The following is a 14,475-nucleotide window of genomic DNA, read 5'->3' on the forward strand; positions in this document are numbered from 1 at the left end:
GGCGGGCCGGGTCAGCCGGGGACGTCCATGCGCTGCGTGCCGATCACCGACAGCAGCCTCAGCGCCTCGTCCGCGGGGGAGCCCGGCTCGGCCGTGTAGATCACCACCCGCTGGTCCCGGTCGGCGACGTCGAGGACGTCGCAGTTGAGGGTGATCGGCCCCACCATCGGGTGCTCGACGGTCTTGCGCAGGGTCAGCTCGGCGCGGACGTCGTGCTCGGCCCACAGCCGGGCGAACTCCTCACTGCCGGCCAGCAGGTCGCGCACCAGGGCGGTCACCTCGGGGTCGCCGGGGTAGCGGGCGGCTGTGGCGCGCAGGTCGCGGGTGGCGGCGCGGGCGAAGGCCGTCAGGTCGGCGGTGGCGTGGCGTGGCCCCCGCGTTCCCTGCGGGGGGCCGAGGAAGGCGCGGCGCACCAGGTTGCGCTCGGCGCGGGACAGGGCGGAGAAGTCCTCCAGGAGCGCGGCGGCCAGGTCGTTCCAGGCGATCACCTCGAACGTCGCCGACAGCACGATCGCGGCGGCGTCCGGCAGCCGCCGCAGCAGGTCGAGGATGCTCTGCCGCACCTCGCGCGACGGGCCGGGCGGCGGGCCGGGCGGGGCGCCGGCCAGGTGGTGGAGGTGGTCGCGCTCGGCGTCCGACAGGCGCAGCGCGCGGGCCAGGCCGCTCAGCACCTCACGCGACGGGCGGGGGCCGCGGGCCTGCTCCAGCCGGGTGTAGTACTCGGCCGAGATGAACGCGAGCTGCGCCACCTCCTCGCGGCGCAGCCCCGGCGTGCGGCGGCGCGGCCCGGCGGGCAGGCCCACGTCGGCCGGGGAGATGCGCTCGCGTCTGCCGCGCAGGAAGCCGGCCAGCTCTCGTCGATCCACTCCCCCAGTGTGCGGCAGCACGGCCGGGCCCAGCCAGGTACCGCCGGTGCCTGGATGAGCCGCGGCCCCGGGGCGAGGCTCGACGGCATGGACAACACCACCACTGCTCAGGGCCTGCTGGCCGGCAAGGTCGCCCTCGTCACCGGCGCGGGCCGCGGGATCGGCGCCGCCGCGGCGCGGCTGTTCGCCAGGGAGGGCGCCACGGTGCTGCTCGCGGCCCGTACGGAGGACCAGCTCAAGGCCGTGACCGAGGAGATCGTGGCGGCCGGCGGCGTCGCCGCCTACACCGTGTGCGACCTGGCCGACGGCGCGAGCGTCCGGGCCGCCGTCGGGCGCGCGGTCGAGCTGTACGGCCGGCTCGACGTGGCCTTCAACAACGGCGCGACCGCCGTCCCGCCCGGCCCCCTGGACCAGGCCGACGAGGCGGACCTCGACCGCGTCTACGCCGTGAACTTCAGGGGCCAGTGGCTCGCCATGGCCGCCGAGGTCGCCGCCTTCCGGACCACCGCCGGCGCCGGCGCGATCGTCAACACCTCCTCCGTCGGCAGCCTCAGGGGCAATCCGGCGCTGCCCGCGTACGGCGCGATGAAGCGGGCGCTGAACAGCCTCACCGAGTCGGCGGCGGTGACGTACGGGCCCGAGGGCATCCGGGTCAACGCGATCACGCCGGGCACGACGATGACCGCGATGGTGCGGGCCTGGGACGAGGTCTCGCCCGGCATCGTCGACCGGCTCGCCGAGCGGGCCCCGCTGCGCCGCGCGGCCGGCCCGGGCGAGATCGCCGAGGCCGCCGCGTGGCTGCTCAGCGACCGCGCCTCGTACGTGACCGGCGCGGTCCTGCCGGTGGACGGCGGCCTCCAGGCGGCCTGACCCCTGTCGCGGCCGCCGCGGCGAGCACCCGGTCTCGCACCCGCGCCGACGCCGACCGGGGAGGACCGCCGCTCTCAGCCTGGGGTCCTCCCCGGCACCGCTGCGGCCTGCTGCGATGCCGCATCCGGGAGGCGCGCGCGTTCACGCGGGGGCGGGAGCGGGAGCCATCGGGGCGAAGCCGAGGGCGGCCAGCGCGGCGGCGCCCCGCCCGGCCTCCTCGCCGCCGGCCAGCAGCAGCGTGCGCGCCGCCTGGTACGGGCACTCGGCGGTCTCGAACGCCTCCGCCGTGGCCAGCAGCGCCTCCCTGTCGCCGTCCAGCAGGGCTCCGGCCCGCCGCACCAGCGCGTCGGCGACCGGGTTGCCGGTCACGGCGGCGCGGGCGGCGGCGACGCGGTCGCGGGCGTCCGGGTGGCCGGCCAGCACGGCGGCCTCGGCGCGCAGCGCCACGTACCAGTGGTGCCAGATCCAGGTGATCCACTTCCACACCTCGGCGGCCTCGGGAGCGGTCCGCTCCACCGCTTCCGCCGCCTGCCCGCGGTGCAGCAGGACGATCGCGTCGAAGACCGCGCCGTAGCCGAGGGCGCGGTCCGACGACGGGCCGAGCTGGTCGAGGACGTCCTCCCAGGCGCGCCGGGCGTCGTGGTCGGCGCGCAGCCCGTGGATCATCGCGACGGCGGCGGCCGCGGCCCCGAGGTAGCCGCGGGCCGGGCTGCCCGCCCGCCGCCAGGCGTCCAGCAGCCGGACGCTGCCGTCGAGCACGTCACCGGCGTGCCCCGCCAGCGCGTCCACCAGCAGCGGGGCGCGGTGACCGGCCTCCGCCAGCGACGGGTGCGCGGCCAGCCGCCGGGCCCAGCGGCGGGCGCCCGGCACGTCGCCCGCGCCGAGACCGGCCTCGGTGACCATGCCGAGCGCGTCGATCAGCTCGTGGGTGCCGGTCGGCGAGACCGGCAGGGACGCCAGGAGCCGCACCCGGCGATCGGCCATGGCGGCGGTGGCGAACGTGTCGCCCGCCCACAGGTGCGCACAGCTCAGCGCGTCGAGCGCGGCCGACTCGGCGAGCGGGTCGCCGGTCATCGCGGCCAGCTCGACCGCGCGGCCGGCGCGCGCGATCGTCTCCGGCGCCTCGTTGACCGACGGGCCCTGGACGGCGCCGAAGGCGTCGGCGAGCACAGCGGCCTCGGCCAGCGCCAGCGCGGCCTCCGCCGCGCCCCGCTTCCCCGCCTCCCCGCCGGACGCGGCCCCGACACCGCCGGCCGTCTCCCCCGCCTCCTCTCCGGGCGCGGCCCCGACACCGCCGGCCGTCTCCCCCGCCTCCTCGCCGGACGCGGTCCCGACACCGCCGGCCGTCTCCCCCGCCTCCTCGCCAGGCGCGGCCGGGACGGCGAGCCGGCGTGCCTCGTCGATCAGCGCGACGGCCTCCTCGCGGGAGGGCAGCCGCACGAACGTCGACGAGTACCGGAAGGCCATGGTGGCGGCGCTCGCCAGGTCCGCGGCGGCCCCCGCCGGGTCGCCGGCCGCGCGGGCGGCGTCGGCGGCGGCGCGCCGCAGCCGGTACATGTCGTCGCCCGCGCTCCGGCAGCCGGCCACGGCCGACGCCTGCCGCAACATCGCCGCGCTCGCGGCCGGGCCCGGGGCGAGCCCGGCCGCCTGCTCGTAGCGCCGCTGGGACTCCCCGGTCAGGTTGCGGGTGAAGGTCAGCTCGGCCAGGTGCCGGGCCAGCTCGTACGCGTCCGCGCGCCGCTCCGCCCGGCCGCCCGCCCAGGTCAGCGCCGCCCGCAGGTCGTCGGCCACGAGATCGAACCGGGCCCGCCAGTCCTGCCGGTCGGCCGCCAGCCCGGCGGCCCGCTCCAGGCACCAGCGCAGGTGCCGGCCCCGGACCTCGTCCACCTCGCCGGCCTCGGCGAGCCGCTCGGCGGCGTACTGGCGGATGGTCTCCAGCGCCCGGTACTCCGTGCCGGACGGGGACGCCGACACCACCAGCAGGCTCTGCTCGGCGAGCCGGGCCAGCCCGTCGGCGACCAGCCACTCCTCGCTCCCGGTCACCTCCGCCGCGGCGGCGGCGGTGAACGGCGCCGCGAACACCGACACCCGGCGCAGCAGCTCCCGGTCGGCCGGCTCCAGCAGGGCGTGGCTCCAGTCGAGCGCCGCCCGCACCGAGCGGTGCCGCTCGTCGGCGCGGGACCCGCCGGTGAGCATCCGCAGCGGGTGGGACAGGGCGGCGGTGATGCCGTCCAGCCCGAGCGTGGGGCAGCGGGCGGCGGCCAGCTCGATCGCCAGCGCCATGCCGTCCAGCCGGGCGCAGATCGCGGCGATCTGGCCGCGCAGCGCCGGGTCCGGCGGCCGGCCGGCCGCTCCCGCCCGTTCCACGAACAGCGCGACCGCGTCCGAGTCGCCGTCGGCGGCCAGCGACAGCGGCGGCACCGGGTAGACCCGTTCGAACGGCACCATCAGCCGGGCCCGGCTGGTCGCCAGCACCGTCACCCGCGGGCAGGACGCCAGCAGCCGCTCCAGGAACAGCGCCACCCCGTCCAGCACGTGCTCGCAGTTGTCCAGGACGACCAGCGCGTGACGGTCGGCCAGCGCGGCGGCCACGGACCCGGCGAGGTCGCGGCCGGGCTGCTCACCGAGGCCGAGCGCGCCGGCCACGGCGGTGGCGATCAGGCCGGGGTCGGTGACCGGCACCAGGTCGACGAACCACACTCCGTCGGGGAACAGGGCCGCCGCCTCGGCGGTCACGGCCAGCGCGAGCCGGGTCTTGCCCACTCCGCCGGGGCCGACCGCGGTGACCTGGCGGTGCGCGGCGAGCAGCGCGGCCAGCTCAGCCCGTTCGCGGGCCCGGCCGACGAACGACGTCAGCGGGGCCGGCAGCGCGGACGGCGGCACGGACGGCGGCACAGGCGCCGCCGCCGCTGGGACGGCGGCCGCCCGGGCGAGCGCCCGCCGGTCCGGCGCCTCCAGCTTGCGCAGCAGGGAGGAGACGTGGCTCTCCACCGTGCGCACCGAGATGACCAGGCGGGCCGCGATCTCGGCGTTGCTGAGATGGGCCCCGACCAGTTCCAGCACCTCGGCCTCGCGGGGCGAGATGTCCGTGTCCGTCACCACCGGTCCAGTCTGCCGCATGTGCTCCGCGTCGCGTCCGTACGAGCTTTCCGTGGTGCGTTCCGTGCTCACCACGGATGTGGCGGGGGCGGGCCGGGCGCGAAGCTGTGACCACGCGAGACGACGGGCCGGCATCCGGCCCCTTCCCCTCAGGAGCGACGATGACGGACTCTTCCATCCAGGGCGTCAGGACCGTGCTGCACCCCGTGTCCGACCTGGGCAAGGCCAAGGCGGTGTACGCGGCTCTGCTCGGCGTCGCGCCGCAGGCCGACTCGCCCTACTACGTCGGCTTCGACGTCGAGGGCCAGCACATCGGGCTGGTGCCGGGCGGCGGGCCGCAGGGCATGACCTCGCCGGTGGCGTACTGGCACGTGGCGGACCTCGACGCGAAGCTCGCCGAGGTGACCGCGGCCGGGGCCACCGTGTCGGAGGCCGCGCACGAGGTCGGCGGCGGACGCCGGGTGGCCACCGTGACCGACCCGGACGGCAACGTCCTCGGCCTCCTCCAGGACCAGTGAAACCCCCTCTCACCCGGAAAGGACCCGCCATGACCTCCTTCGCCTCCGTCACCCTGGAAGCCGCCGACGCCGCGGGCGCGGCCGCCTTCTACGAGGCCTTCGGCCTGAGCCCGTACCTGCGGGTCAGGGCCTCCGACACGCCGAGCGACGGCTTCCGCGGGTTCGCGCTGTCGCTCGTGGTCGCCCAGCCGGGCAACGTCGACGCCTTCGTCACCGCCGCCCTCGACGCCGGCGCGACGACGCTGAAGCCCGCGACGAAGAGCTTCTGGGGCTACGGCGCCGTCGTCCGCGCCCCGGACGGGACGATCTGCAAGATCGCGAGCTCCAAGAAGAAGGACGACGCCCCCGCCGCCCGGCGCGTCGACCAGGTCGCCCTCCTGCTGGGCGTGGCGGACGTCAAGGCCAGCAAGCGCTTCTACGTCGAGCGCGGCCTCGCGGTGGCCAAGAGCTTCGGCGGCAAGTACGTCGAGTTCGCCGCCCCGTCGTCGGCCGTCACGCTGGCCCTCTACCCGCGCCGCGCCCTCGCCAAGGACGCGGGCGTGGCCCAGGAGGGGTCCGGCTCGCACCGGCTCGTGCTCGGCGGCGACGCCGGCCCGTGCACCGACCCCGACGGGTTCGTGTGGGAGCCGGCGACCGCCTGACCCGGCCCTTCGGCTCGGGGAGAGGCGGACCTTAAGGATTGCGTAAGCGGCCCGCGCGAGACTTCAAGCACGTCAAAGGACGGCCGGCCGGCCGCTTCCCTCTCCCTGGAGGATCATCATGAGGACCATTGCCGCCAGCCTGTTCATCTCGCTCGACGGTGTCGTGGAGGAGCCCGCGGAGTGGCACTTCCCGTACTTCAACGACGAGATGGGCGCCGCCGTGACGGCGCAGATGGCCGACACCCTGCTGCTGGGCCGCAAGACCTATGACAGCTTCGCCGGGGCGTGGCCGGAGCGGGAGGCGGCCGGCGACGAGGACGCCGGCTTCGCCAAGACGCTCGGCGACGCGCGCAAGATCGTCGTCTCCCGTCAGCCTCTCGAGTTCACCTGGCGCAACTCCGAGCTGCTGCGGGGCGACCTGGCCGAGGCGGTGACCGCGCTGAAGAACGAGGAAGGCGGCAAGATCGCGATCAGCGGCTCGGTCTCGGTGGTCCGCCAGCTCCTCGCCGCGGGGCTGCTGGACGAGCTGCACCTGCTGGTGCACCCGATCGCGGTCCGCAAGGGCGAGCGCCTGTTCGACGAGGGCGACACGCCCGTGCCGCTGGAGCTGATCCGCTCCGAGACCTTCAGCACGGGCGTCCTGTACCTGGTCTACCGTCCCGCCCCGGCCGCCACCCGCGCCGCCTAGGACGGACCTGCCGCAGGACACACGGCGGCCCCGGGCCTGACGCCCGGGGCCGCCGTCGTGCTGCCCCTGATCCGGGGCCTCCGGGGCCGCGGTCGTGCCGTCCCCCGCCCGGGGCGTGGCCGGCCCCGTCGTCAGCCGGTCCCGTGTCAGCGAGTCCTGTCGTCAGCCGGTCCTGTCGTCAGCCGGCCCTGTCGTCGGCCGGCCCCGTCGTCAGCCGGTCTCGTCGCGGTCGGCGACGTCGGCGGCGAAGCGGTCCCAGGCGGCCTGGCGGGAGACCCCCAGCGCGTCGCCGATCCTGGCCCAGGTGACGCCGCGCTCCCGCAGCAGCCGCACCCACGCGCGCAGGTCGCGCTCGGCCTGCTCCATCGTCATGGCCTGGCGGGGCAGCATGGCCAGCATGTCGTCGTCGGACATGCCGGACAGGTACGCGTCGGTGCGGGGGTCGGGGCCGCGGTGCGCGCGTTCCGGGCCGCCCTCCGGCGGGGGCGGGGTGGCGTCGAGGATCTGCCGGCTGAGCTCCACGCAGGCCTCGCAGATGTAGACGCCGGGGCCCGCGACGACCCGGCCGGCCTCGGCGTGGGGCTTGCCGCAGAAGGAGCAACGGGTCAGCAGCCCGTCGGGGGAGCCCACGGGGCGCGTACGTCTGCTTCGCGTCACCCGCCGATCATCCCATCGCCTTTTGTCAGCCGAACCTTGACAGACCGACGTGTCAAGGACAGGCTGACAGCCGATGATCCCCGACGAGAGGACAGGTCCATGAGCCCCGACCTGCGACCCTGCGAGGACGGCGACGGCCGGCCCTTCGACGCCGGGCGCGCCGGCGACGTCCCGCACGGCTACGCCGAACGGGAGTGCCTGCTCACCGGCACCGCCGCCGCCTACCACGAGGACCCGGCCGAGCCGGGCGGCATCGGCGTGCGCGCCCGCGCCCCGTACGTCACCCGCATCCTCGTCCGCACGCCCGAGCAGCCCGAACGGTTCAACGGGACCGTCGTGGTGGAGTGGTTCAACGTCTCCGGCTTCATCGACGCGGGCGTGGAATGGCTCTACACCCACAGCGAGCTGGTGCGCGGCGGGTACGCCTGGGTCGGCGTCTCCGCGCAGTGCGCCGGCGTCACCGGCAGCGCGCTGCCGCCCGACGGACCGGCCCCGGGCGGGCTCAAGGCCGCCGACCCCGCCCGGTACGGCACTTTGCGCCACCCCGGCGACGACTACTCCTACGACATCTTCTCCCAGGCCGGGCGGGCCGCCGCCGAGCTGTTCCCGGGGGCGCGCCTCCTCGCGGCCGGCGTGTCGCTGTCCGCCTACCGGCTCACCACGTACATCAACCACGTCGACCCGCTCGCCCAGGTCTACGACGGCTTCCTGACGCACAGCCGGATCGGCGCCGCCTCGCTGCTCGTCCTGCCCGACCCGCCCGTGATGGACCCGCGGCCGATGCCGTTCCGGGGCGACCCGCGGGTCCCCGTCCTCGCGCTGCTCACCGAGACCGACGTCGTCACGCTGGACTACCTGGCCGCCCGGCAGCCGGACGGGCCACGCCTGCGCGTATGGGAGGTCGCGGGGGCGGCGCACGTCGACACCTACGTCGACGTCGCCGCCGGCCACGACATGAGCCGCGTCGAGCCCGCCCGCCTGGCCACCGCGCTCGCCCCCCGCAGGCGCGCCGCCGGCGCCGAGCTCGGCCACACCGTGAACGCCGCGCCGCAGCACCACTACGTCGCCAACGCCGCCGTCCACCGGCTCGCCCGCTGGGTGCGCGACGGCACGCCCCCGCCGCACGCGCCGCGCCTGGACGTCCTCCCCGGGCCGCCGCCCGCGCTGCGCCGCGACGAGCTCGGCAACGCGCTCGGCGGCGTCCGCACGCCCTGGATGGACGTGCCCACCGCGGTGCTGACCGGGATCAGCCCCGACGACGGGCTGATCGAGCGGTTGTTCGGCGAGACCGTCCCCTTCGACGCCGCCACCCTGGCCCGGCTCCACCCGGGCGGCGCGGCCGACTACCTGGCGGCCTTCGGCGCGGCCACCGACGCCGCGGTCGCCGAGGGCTTCCTGCTGGCGGCCGACAGCGCCGAGATCAAGGCTCTCGCGGCGGCCGCGTACCCGCCCGCCGAGATCCCAGCGGCGGCCTCCGGCACCACACCGTAAGAGCGCCACCCACCTTCAGCCGCGCAGCTCCGCGCTTTTCTCTCGATAAGCGGCGAGGGCCGCTCGCACATGGCGCTTTATCGAGGGGCGGGCGAGGGCCGCCCGCGTCTGGCCGCCTTCTCGATAGGCGGGCGAGGGCCGCCCGTGCCTGGCCGCCTTCCCAATGGGCGGGCGAGGGCCGCTCGCACACGGCCACCTTCTCGATGAGCGGGCGAGGGCCGCTCGCGACCGCGCCTGCGACCTCGGCCGGGCCGGCGGGCCGCCGGGCTCCCCGCATCCCACGAGCCGCCTTGCCCACCCCCTGCCGCACCCCGCAGGGGCGGCGGGCCTCCGCTCGCGCTCGGCGACGCCCGCAACGATCACACGGGCGGCCCGGCGAGGGCGTGGCCCGCAGCACGGACCGGGTGGCGGCCCCCGCACCAGGCGTGCTCAGGCGATGCCGCCGTTGGCGTACAGGACCTGGCCGTTGATCCAGCGCCCGCCGGGCCCGGCCAGGAACGCCACGCTCTCGGCGATGTCCTCGGGCGTGCCGAGCCGCTCCAGCGGCGCGGCGGCGGCGATGTGGCCGATCAGCTCCTCGCTCTTGCCGTCGAGGAAGAGCGGGGTGGCGGTCGGGCCGGGGGCGACGGCGTTCACGGTGATGTCGCGGCCCCGCAGCTCGCGGGCGAGGATCAGCGTCATGGCCTCGACGGCGCCCTTGGTGGCCGCGTACGCCGCGTAGGTCGGCTGCTGGAGCCGGATGACCGAGGTGGAGAAGTTGACCAGCGCGCCGCCGGCCCGCAGCCGCCGGGCGGCGAGCTGCGCGACGACGAAGGCGCCGCGGACGTTGACCCGGTGCATGCGGTCGAAGGCGTCGAGGTCCATCTCGGCGACCGGGGCGAGCAACATGATCCCGGCGGTGTTCACGACCACGTCGATCCCGCCGAAACGCCGCTCCGTCTCGTCGAACAGCGCCGTCATCGGGGCCTCGTCGGCGACGTCGCCAGGGAGGGCCACGGCCGTGCCGCCGGCCCGCGTGATCGAGGCGACGACCTCCTCGGCGCGGCCGGCGCTGCCCGCGTAGTGCACGACGACGGCCATGCCGTCGGCGGCCAGGCGGCGGGCCACGGCGCCGCCGATGCCGCCCGATCCGCCGGTCACGACGGCCACCCGCTGCGTGGTCTGCTCCATGATGACATCCTTCCCTATGATGTGAACAAGTCGTACATTATCATGAAGTGTACGAATCGTACATATAAGTGGGGTGCTGATGGAGCGGAGCGTGTCGCCGCTGAAGCCGGGGCGCGGCCGCCGGCGGGCCGAGGACGTGCGGCGGGCGGCCGTCGCCGCGGCCACCGAGCTGCTGTTCGAGGAGGGCATCAGGAACGTGACGTTCGAGAAGGTCGCGGCCCGCGCCGGGGTCAGCAAGGTCACCCTCTACAAGTGGTGGCCCTCCCCCGGCAGCCTCGCCTTCGAGGGCTACTTCGGCGCGCTGGAGGACGTCCTCTCCTTCCCCGACACCGGCGACCTGCGGGCCGACCTCACCACGCAGCTCCACGCCTTCGTGGCCCTGCTGCAGCGGCGGGGCGGCGTGGTCGCCGAGATCATCGGGGCCGCGCAGAGCGACCCCGAGCTGGCTGCCGCCCTGTCGGCGCAGTACGTCAGGCCGCGCCGCGACCTCGCCGTGGACCGGCTGGCGGCCGCCAGGCGCGCCGGCCAGATCCGCCCGGACGTCGACCTGGAGACGATCGTCGACCAGCTCTGGGGAGCCTGCTACCACCGGCTGCTGATGCCGGCCGAGCCGCTGAGCACCGCCTTCACCGACCGGCTGCTGGACAACCTCCTCCGCGGGATCACCCCGGACGGCCCGCACCGCGACGAGCCGTCGGCCCCTACGGACTGACGCGCCCGATCTGGCGGAGGACGCTCTCGTCGGTGATCTCGCTGTCGCGGGCCAGCAGGAGCGCCTTGCTGAGGATCAGCGCCAGCCGGCCGTCCTCCTCGAACGGCAGGAACAGCCGGGAGCCGCGCCTGGGAGCCTGGACGACGCAGAGGTGGACGTCGCCCGGCTCCATCAGCACGTTCGCGCTGCCCAGGTGGATCTTGTACGTGCGCAGGTCGCCGCGCACCACCAGGAACCGGTCGGTGAGGGTGAGCCGGTCGGCGACCGCGGTGCGCGGGATGAGCCGCGCCAGAGCGTCGCGGCGCACCTCGGCCGAGGGCGGCAGCGGGCCGGAGGATGCCTGCGTCCAGTAGGCGAGATCGTCGTCCTCGACGCGGTCCTGCCAGCCGGGATCGGCCGCGATCGAGGCGACGGCCACGAACAGGTCGACGTCCCGCATCGCCTCGCCGAACACCAGCGGCGGCACCTCGGCCAGGTCCGCCTGCGCGAAGCGGCGGCCCTGCCGCCGGTCGAAGCGGACCTGCCCGGTGGCGGCCAGCGTCGCCTCGCGGCCTCCGGGTGTGGCGTTGTCGTAACGGAACCGGACCCGCCAGGCGCCCTCGGCCAGCTCCTTGCGCGCCTCGGCGGCGTGGCCGCCGTCGAAGCCGCCGAGCCACGTCGTCTGCCACGCGCGCTCCTTGAGCAGCGCGAACAGGCGGGCGTGCGCGACGATGTGGCCGGCGAAACGGCTGGACCGGACGCGGGCCGCCGCCTCGGCGGGCGTGATCAGGTAGACCTCGCGGAAGGCCTGCTTGAACGGCTGCCGCAACCGCCGCTCGGTCACCGTCCGCCGCCACGCGACGACCTCCGCCAGCCCGGCCCGCGCAGGATGCCACAGCCGCTGCCGGCCAACGCCTCGATGAGCGGTCTCAGGGGCTCCCAGAGCATCATCCGCCCCTCGTCGCCGAGGGCCGCGGCCGGCTTCAGCGCGAGCGCCAGCCAGTCCTCGTCGCCGTAGGCGAAGCCCCGCTCGGCGAGGACGGTGAACAGCGCGGCGAGCTCGACCGCCGGCCACCCGCCCGCGCCGGACAGCGCGAGGCGCAGCTCCTCCGTGTGCTCCTCGAACCCGGGCCGGGCCAGGCACACCGCGGCGGCCCGCCGGGCGTGGCCCCGCTCCCCCGGCAGGCGGTCCGTCAGGTGGTGACCGTCCTTCAGCGCGCGCGGGACCCACGCCGCTGTGGCGAGCGCGGCCTCGATCGCCGCCGTGACCTCGGTGTCCGCCAGTTGCCGACGCATGGCGGAAGCATGGCAGGCCGCACCGACAGTCCCGGGACGGCTCCGCTGCGGAGGTTGACACGCCAGGCTAATGGCATTAGCTTTCTGGCTATAGACATGAGCTTGGAGGCAGGGACATGACCGAGTTTCTGAAGGTGGACGACGGGCAGCTCGCGTACGACGTGGCCGGGGAAGGGCCGCTGATCGTGCTGGCCCACGGCATCGGCAACGGCCGCAGCGCGTTCCGGCACCTGACGCCGTCGCTGGTCGAGGCCGGCTACCGGGTGGCCGCCCTGGACATGCGCGGACACGGCGAGTCGAGCCTCGGCTGGCCCTCCTACACCCGCACCGGCGTGGCCACCGACCTCGCCGCGCTGATCCGGCACCTGGGCGGGCCGGCGGTCGTCGTGGGCCACTCGTTCGCCGGCGGGTCCGCGACCATCGTGGCGGCCCGGCACCCCGAGCTGGTCAGCGCCGTCGTCGAAGTGGCCCCGTTCACCCGGGTGCAGAAGATCGACGTGGGCGGGCTGCTGCGCAACGCCCGGCACCGCAGGGGCATCATCCGGCTCATGGGCGCCGCGATGTTCAAGAGCATCGGCATGTGGATGAGCTACCTGGACGTGGCCTACCCGGGCGTCCGGCCCGCCGACCACGCCGAGCACCTCGCCGCGCTGGAGGCCGAGCTGCGCCGGCCGGGCCGGATGGACGTGGTCGGCAAGATGGGCCAGTCGGCGCCGGCCGACGCCGGCGAGCACCTGGCCGGCGTCCGGCGTCCCACCCTGATCGTGATGGGCACGCACGACCCCGACTGGGCCGACCCCGAGACCGAGGCGAACGGCATCGTCGCGGCCATGGCGCCCGGCGTGGGCGGCGTCGCCATGATCGAGGGCGCCGGCCACTACCCCCACGCGCAGTACCCGGCCGAGGTCGCCAGGGTCGTCCTCGCCTTCCTGGGCGAGCAGGCCGTCAATGGGTAGGGCGGCGCTGTCCCGCGACGCGGTGGTGGACCTCGCCCTCGGGCTCGTCGACGAGGAGGGCGAGGCCGGGCTGACGCTCTCGGCGGTGGCCGGGCGCGCGGGCGTGGCCACCCCGTCCCTCTACAAGCACGTCCGCAACCTCGCCGAGCTGCGCGAGCTGCTCTCCGCCCGGATCATGAACGAGATCGCCGACGAGGTGGGCGCGGCGGTGCTCGGCCGGTCCGGCGACGAGGCGGTCCGGGCGCTGATGGAGGGCTGGCGCTCGTACGTTCTGCGGCACCCGCGCCGCTACTCGGCCATGCTGCAGACCCCGGACCCGGGGCTCGCGACGGCGGGGGCGCGGCTGGTCGGGATCATGCTGGCCGCGCTGCGGGCGTACGGGCTGGCGGACCCGGCGGCGATCCACGCGGCGCGGTGCCTGCGGGCGGCCATGCACGGGTTCTCGGTGCTGGAGGCCGGCGGCGCGTTCGGGCTGCCGGAGAAGCTGGACGACAGCTACGCCCTGCTGATCGGCATGGTGACCGCGGGCCTGAACGCGCCCCGGTGACGACGCCCCGGTGACGACACCCCGCCCACGAACGTCCGGACGGCGCGCCCGCGCGGTCAGGCGTCCGCGCGGCGGAGGCGTTCGGCGGCCTGTTCCCGCAGCGCCGCGCCCGAGACCGGCCGGTCACCGTGCGGCGCCTCGTAGCGGGCGTTGTGCGCCGCCGTCCACAGACTCGCCGCCCACGCGACCCGCAGCTCGGCGGCCGTGAACGCCCGCCCCCTGCCCTCCTGGTAGGCCGTCAGGAACGCCTCGCTGCTCTCGATCGGGGCCAGCGTGGGCTGCCCTGAGCTGGCGAACGCCCCGCTCGCCGCCCCGGCCAGCGCCGCCTCCGGCTGCCAGGCCAGGCTGTCCCAGTCGTGGACCGTCCACACCTGCCGGCCGTGCCACCGCAGGTTCTGCGCCTCGAAGTCGGCGTGGCCGAGCACGCACGGCAGCCCGGCGGCCAGCAGCCGGGCGCGGGCGCGCGCGGCCGTGTCCACGACGTGGGCGGGCACCGCGCGCTGATCCCGCTCGTCCAGGAACGCGATCGCCGGCCACAGCCCGGGGCCGGCGTGGTCCCAGCGCGCCCAGCGCGGGTTCGGCAGCGGCGGCGCGACCCGCACGCCGGCCAGGCCGTCCATGAGCCGGGCGAACACCTCCGCGTACCGCGCCGCCACGTCCGGCGAGTCGCCGGGCAGCACGTCGCCGCCGGGCCGGAACTCCTCGGCGTGCACGGCCAGCGCGCCGACCGCGGTCGCGGGCGTGAGCGGCCGGGCGCACGGGAACCCCTGCTCGGCCAGGCGGGCCTGCGCCGCGACGCACGAGGCCGCCCTGCCGTCGTCCGGGCGGGTCTTGACCACCACGTCCGTGCCGCCGGCCAGCCGCAGCCCGAACACCGTCGAGATCTGATCCAGCCGGAACAGGACGCCGGCGGGCTCGCCGCCCAGCCGTTCGCGGCACCAGGCCGCCAGCCAGTCCGGCAGTTCGTTCACTGCCACGGGATGAA

General features: G+C 76.0%; 15 protein-coding genes. 8 read left to right on the forward strand and 7 right to left on the reverse strand.

Annotated elements, in window-relative coordinates; genetic code table 11:
• Positions 1 to 11: 11 nt before the first annotated feature.
• A complete protein-coding gene (locus MF672_RS17740) occupies positions 12 to 866 on the reverse strand; it encodes a helix-turn-helix transcriptional regulator (protein WP_242383324.1) in 855 nt (284 codons plus the stop codon).
• 54 nt (positions 867 to 920) lie between these two features.
• Between MF672_RS17740 and MF672_RS17745 the strand changes: the two genes are divergently transcribed.
• On the forward strand, positions 921 to 1,736 hold the full coding sequence (locus MF672_RS17745) for an SDR family NAD(P)-dependent oxidoreductase (protein ID WP_242383325.1): 816 nt from the start codon (positions 921 to 923) through the stop codon (positions 1,734 to 1,736).
• Between the two features lie 141 nt (positions 1,737 to 1,877).
• Here MF672_RS17745 and MF672_RS17750 read toward each other — a convergent pair whose 3' ends face one another.
• Positions 1,878 to 4,838: an ATP-binding protein gene (locus MF672_RS17750; RefSeq protein ID WP_247815281.1), complete on the reverse strand. Its 2,961-nt coding sequence runs from the start codon at positions 4,836 to 4,838 to the stop codon at positions 1,878 to 1,880.
• A 158-nt stretch (positions 4,839 to 4,996) separates the two neighbouring features.
• Here MF672_RS17750 and MF672_RS17755 point away from each other — a divergent pair, with 158 nt between their 5' ends.
• The 3 genes from MF672_RS17755 to MF672_RS17765 all read left to right on the forward strand — a co-directional run bounded on the left by MF672_RS17755 (position 4,997) and on the right by MF672_RS17765 (position 6,682).
• Entirely contained in the window at positions 4,997 to 5,353 is a 357-nt protein-coding gene (locus MF672_RS17755; protein ID WP_242382611.1) for a VOC family protein, read from the forward strand.
• 29 nt (positions 5,354 to 5,382) lie between these two features.
• Entirely contained in the window at positions 5,383 to 5,994 is a 612-nt protein-coding gene (locus tag MF672_RS17760; protein ID WP_242382612.1) for a VOC family protein, read from the forward strand.
• Positions 5,995 to 6,112: 118 nt separating this feature from the next.
• The gene (locus MF672_RS17765) at positions 6,113 to 6,682 is read left to right on the forward strand and encodes a dihydrofolate reductase family protein (protein ID WP_242382613.1); all 570 of its coding nucleotides are present in this window, start codon (positions 6,113 to 6,115) and stop codon (positions 6,680 to 6,682) included.
• A gap of 210 nt (positions 6,683 to 6,892) precedes the next feature.
• On the opposite strand, the gene MF672_RS17770 is transcribed toward MF672_RS17765, so the two are convergent.
• Positions 6,893 to 7,339, reverse strand: coding sequence for a ClpX C4-type zinc finger protein (locus MF672_RS17770; protein WP_242382614.1), 447 nt, complete (start codon positions 7,337 to 7,339; stop codon positions 6,893 to 6,895).
• A gap of 99 nt (positions 7,340 to 7,438) precedes the next feature.
• Here MF672_RS17770 and MF672_RS17775 point away from each other — a divergent pair, with 99 nt between their 5' ends.
• Entirely contained in the window at positions 7,439 to 8,830 is a 1,392-nt protein-coding gene (locus MF672_RS17775) for an alpha/beta hydrolase domain-containing protein (protein ID WP_242382615.1), read from the forward strand.
• A 429-nt stretch (positions 8,831 to 9,259) separates the two neighbouring features.
• On the opposite strand, the gene MF672_RS17780 is transcribed toward MF672_RS17775, so the two are convergent.
• Entirely contained in the window at positions 9,260 to 10,000 is a 741-nt protein-coding gene (locus MF672_RS17780) for an SDR family oxidoreductase (protein WP_242382616.1), read from the reverse strand.
• A gap of 91 nt (positions 10,001 to 10,091) precedes the next feature.
• On the opposite strand from MF672_RS17780, the gene MF672_RS17785 reads away from it, so the two are divergent.
• On the forward strand, positions 10,092 to 10,712 hold the full coding sequence (locus MF672_RS17785; protein ID WP_242382617.1) for a TetR/AcrR family transcriptional regulator: 621 nt from the start codon (positions 10,092 to 10,094) through the stop codon (positions 10,710 to 10,712).
• Here the strand turns inward: MF672_RS17785 and MF672_RS17790 are convergent.
• Both MF672_RS17790 and MF672_RS17795 read right to left on the reverse strand, forming a co-directional pair.
• Complete coding sequence (locus tag MF672_RS17790) at positions 10,702 to 11,535, reverse strand: DUF7737 domain-containing protein (RefSeq protein WP_242382618.1); 834 nt, start codon at positions 11,533 to 11,535, stop codon at positions 10,702 to 10,704. The two genes, MF672_RS17785 and MF672_RS17790, sit on opposite strands and share 11 nt — an antisense overlap.
• A complete protein-coding gene (locus MF672_RS17795; RefSeq protein ID WP_242382619.1) occupies positions 11,532 to 11,987 on the reverse strand; it encodes a hypothetical protein in 456 nt (151 codons plus the stop codon). The genes MF672_RS17790 and MF672_RS17795 overlap by 4 nt, the downstream gene beginning before the upstream one ends.
• Positions 11,988 to 12,103: 116 nt before the next feature.
• Here MF672_RS17795 and MF672_RS17800 point away from each other — a divergent pair, with 116 nt between their 5' ends.
• Positions 12,104 to 12,943, forward strand: coding sequence for an alpha/beta fold hydrolase (locus MF672_RS17800; protein ID WP_242382620.1), 840 nt, complete (start codon positions 12,104 to 12,106; stop codon positions 12,941 to 12,943).
• Complete coding sequence (locus MF672_RS17805) at positions 12,936 to 13,490, forward strand: TetR/AcrR family transcriptional regulator (RefSeq protein WP_242382621.1); 555 nt, start codon at positions 12,936 to 12,938, stop codon at positions 13,488 to 13,490. Before MF672_RS17800 ends, MF672_RS17805 begins: the two co-directional genes overlap by 8 nt.
• 56 nt (positions 13,491 to 13,546) lie before the next feature.
• Here MF672_RS17805 and MF672_RS17810 read toward each other — a convergent pair whose 3' ends face one another.
• Positions 13,547 to 14,467, reverse strand: a complete 921-nt coding sequence (locus tag MF672_RS17810; RefSeq protein WP_242382622.1) for an aminoglycoside phosphotransferase/kinase family protein — start codon at positions 14,465 to 14,467, stop codon at positions 13,547 to 13,549.
• Between the last annotated feature and the right edge of the window lie 8 nt (positions 14,468 to 14,475).

It is taken from the genome of Actinomadura luzonensis (assembly GCF_022664455.2).
GTDB lineage: Bacteria > Actinomycetota > Actinomycetes > Streptosporangiales > Streptosporangiaceae > Nonomuraea > Nonomuraea luzonensis.

Bases quoted from the DNA above. Each gene is read 5' to 3' on its own strand.
- MF672_RS17745 (WP_242383325.1), top strand. From the start codon at position 921: ATGAGCCGCGGCCCCGGGGCGAGGCTCGACGGCATGGACAACACCACC.
- MF672_RS17755 (WP_242382611.1), top strand. From the start codon at position 4,997: ATGACGGACTCTTCCATCCAGGGCGTCAGGACCGTGCTGCACCCCGTG.
- MF672_RS17760 (WP_242382612.1), top strand. From the start codon at position 5,383: ATGACCTCCTTCGCCTCCGTCACCCTGGAAGCCGCCGACGCCGCGGGC.
- MF672_RS17765 (WP_242382613.1), top strand. From the start codon at position 6,113: ATGAGGACCATTGCCGCCAGCCTGTTCATCTCGCTCGACGGTGTCGTG.
- MF672_RS17775 (WP_242382615.1), top strand. From the start codon at position 7,439: ATGAGCCCCGACCTGCGACCCTGCGAGGACGGCGACGGCCGGCCCTTC.
- MF672_RS17780 (WP_242382616.1), bottom strand. From the start codon at position 10,000: ATGGAGCAGACCACGCAGCGGGTGGCCGTCGTGACCGGCGGATCGGGC.
- MF672_RS17795 (WP_242382619.1), bottom strand. From the start codon at position 11,987: ATGCGTCGGCAACTGGCGGACACCGAGGTCACGGCGGCGATCGAGGCC.
- MF672_RS17800 (WP_242382620.1), top strand. From the start codon at position 12,104: ATGACCGAGTTTCTGAAGGTGGACGACGGGCAGCTCGCGTACGACGTG.
- MF672_RS17805 (WP_242382621.1), top strand. From the start codon at position 12,936: ATGGGTAGGGCGGCGCTGTCCCGCGACGCGGTGGTGGACCTCGCCCTC.